Below are 2,257 nucleotides of genomic sequence, written 5' to 3' on the forward strand. Positions count from 1 at the left end.
GAACAGGTACGCCTGGCGAAAAGCCGCCGGCCGCGGGCAAGCCCTTCGACACCGGCACCCAGGAGGGCACCTAAAAGCGCCTGCCCGGGGGCAGGCAAGGACGCATCACGAGACTATTCCGGGCTGGTAGGTGCCGGCGCTCCATTCCTGTCCTTGCGGATCGAGCACCCGGCAGCGCCGGGCGCCCCATTGGGTGGCTTCGGGCTCGATCACTGAGGTTCCGCCCGCGGCGAGGGCCTTCTGATGAAAGGCGTCGACGTCTTCGACCAGAAGATATAGTCCCTGGCCGGTTGACTGGCCGATAAGTGGCGGCCGCTGGTAGGCGGCATCGCTACTTGCCACCATTAGCACCGCCTCCCCCATGGAAATCTCGGCGTGCAGCACTGACCCTGCGGGTCCGTCGTGCCGCTGAATAACGCCAAATCCCACGGCCTGGAGCCAGTCCAGGGCTGCGGGTGCGTCACTGTAGCTGAGATAGGCGAATAACTTGGCGTCCATGCCGGAATGCTATTCCCAAGCGCAGCCGTCCGGAACTAGCGTGGCGGAATGAACTCGTCGAAGACCCCCGCCGAGATCCTCAACATAGCCGGCAACGAGGTTCGCATCTCGAGTCCGGACAAGGTGGTGTTCCCCGAACCCGGGCTGACCAAGCTCGACCTGGTCCGCTACTACCTCGCCGTCGCCGACGGTGCGCTGCGGGGCTCAGGCGGCCGGCCCATGGTACTCAAGCGCTTCCCGAAGGGGATCGGCGCTGAGCCGTTCTTTCAGAAGCGCGTGCCTGAGAACCACCCCGACTTTATCGACACGGCAACGCTGCACTACGCGTCCGGAACATCTGCCGAAGAGGCCGTCATCCGGGATGCTGCGGGCTTGGCGTGGGTCGTGAATCTTGGATGCCTGGACCTCAACCCACACCCCGTGCGTGCAGAGGACCTCGAGCACCCGGACGAGCTCCGGGTCGACCTCGACCCGATGCCGGGGGTCGACTGGGCGCAGATCGTCGATGTCGCCTATGTCGCGCGGGAGGTGCTCGACGACGTCGGACTGGTGGGGTGGCCGAAGAAGAGCGGTTCGCGGGGACTTCACATCCTCGTGCGCCTCGCGCCTCAGTGGTCGTACCGCGACGTGCGGCTCGCCGCCGAGACCCTCGCCCGCGAGGTCGAGAACCGCGCTCCGGGCCTCGCCACCGCGCGGTGGTGGAAGGAGGAGCGCGGCGAGAGTGTGTTCGTCGACTTCAACCAGAACGCCAAGGACCGCACCGTGGCATCGGCGTACTCGATCCGGCCCCTGCCCGACGCCCGGGTCTCGACTCCGCTCACGTGGGACGAGGTTACCTCCACCCGGCCGGAACAATTCACGGTGCCAACGGTGCTTGAGCGCTTCGCGGCGATGGGCGACCCCCACGCCGGGATCGACGACGCGGCAGGGACACTCGACAGGCTCATCAGTCTGGCTGCCGGGCTCGGCCCCGCCGAGAAGCCGCCGCGCGGCGGCGACGGCTTGGGCCGCCGGCAATCGGTAATGCCGCTCATCGAGGTGGCACGGACCAAGACCAAGCCCGAGGCGCTCGCGGCGCTCGAGGAATGGAAGACCCGGCATGCGGACCTCTTATCAGCCCTGCACCCCGCAGACGTCCTCGTCGACGGAATGCGGGGATCGAGTTCGCTCTGGTACCGGGTCCGGGTGAACCTGCAACACGTCCCGGAAAATGAGCGTCCGCCGCAGGAGGAGCTCATCGCCGACTACGACCCCTGGGCGGGCAAAGAGTGGCCGGGGCGCCCTGGATCCTGACCGCCGGATCCTGACACCAAGGACGGGGGCTCAGGCGTCCTGGGGCTTGCTCGATTCCAAGCTTTCCGCAAGGGGGTTCCGGCAAGATTCGGTCCGAGGGTGTCCCAATTGATTGCGGGGTGGTTGTTATGGATGAGAACCCGAGGCCGAAACTCTCTGCCCGATTTTGGGTGGTTTCCGTTGCCGTTCTGGGTGCACTTGGGGCATTGGGCTGGTATGCGGTGAACGTCATAGCCGCCCTGTTGTCCCCGTCGGTGCGTTGAATATGCATCGACGCTCCTGACACCCAATTCGACGCGCACTCGGATTGCGGGATCCATTTTGCGGCTGCCATCGCGGCCGCCGCACATCACCGCCGTCGAACATGGCCAAGGACGCGGCGGGGTGGACGGGCCTGAACGCCAGATGTTCGCGTTAGAAGTTGATAGCGGCATAGGCTTCCCGACGACGCAGGGCACGCTTACGG

Annotated in this window: 2 protein-coding genes; one reads left to right on the top strand and one right to left on the bottom strand. The window is 66.0% G+C overall.

Going from position 1 to position 2,257, the window contains the following annotated elements:
- Positions 1 to 105: 105 nt before the first annotated feature.
- The gene (locus tag LQV45_RS26660) at positions 106 to 498 is read right to left on the bottom strand and encodes a VOC family protein (protein ID WP_230009733.1); all 393 of its coding nucleotides are present in this window, start codon (positions 496 to 498) and stop codon (positions 106 to 108) included.
- Between the two features lie 48 nt (positions 499 to 546).
- Here LQV45_RS26660 and ligD point away from each other — a divergent pair, with 48 nt between their 5' ends.
- Entirely contained in the window at positions 547 to 1,791 is a 1,245-nt protein-coding gene (ligD, locus tag LQV45_RS26665) for a non-homologous end-joining DNA ligase (RefSeq protein WP_230009735.1), read from the top strand.
- The last annotated feature ends 466 nt before the right edge of the window (positions 1,792 to 2,257 follow it).

The sequence above is a fragment of the Microbacterium sp. Bi128 genome (assembly GCF_918698205.1).

What these genes read in the sequence shown, in the direction of transcription:
- LQV45_RS26660 (WP_230009733.1), bottom strand. Translation starts at nt 498, where the DNA reads ATGGACGCCAAGTTATTCGCCTATCTCAGCTACAGTGACGCACCCGCA.
- ligD (WP_230009735.1), top strand. Translation starts at nt 547, where the DNA reads ATGAACTCGTCGAAGACCCCCGCCGAGATCCTCAACATAGCCGGCAAC.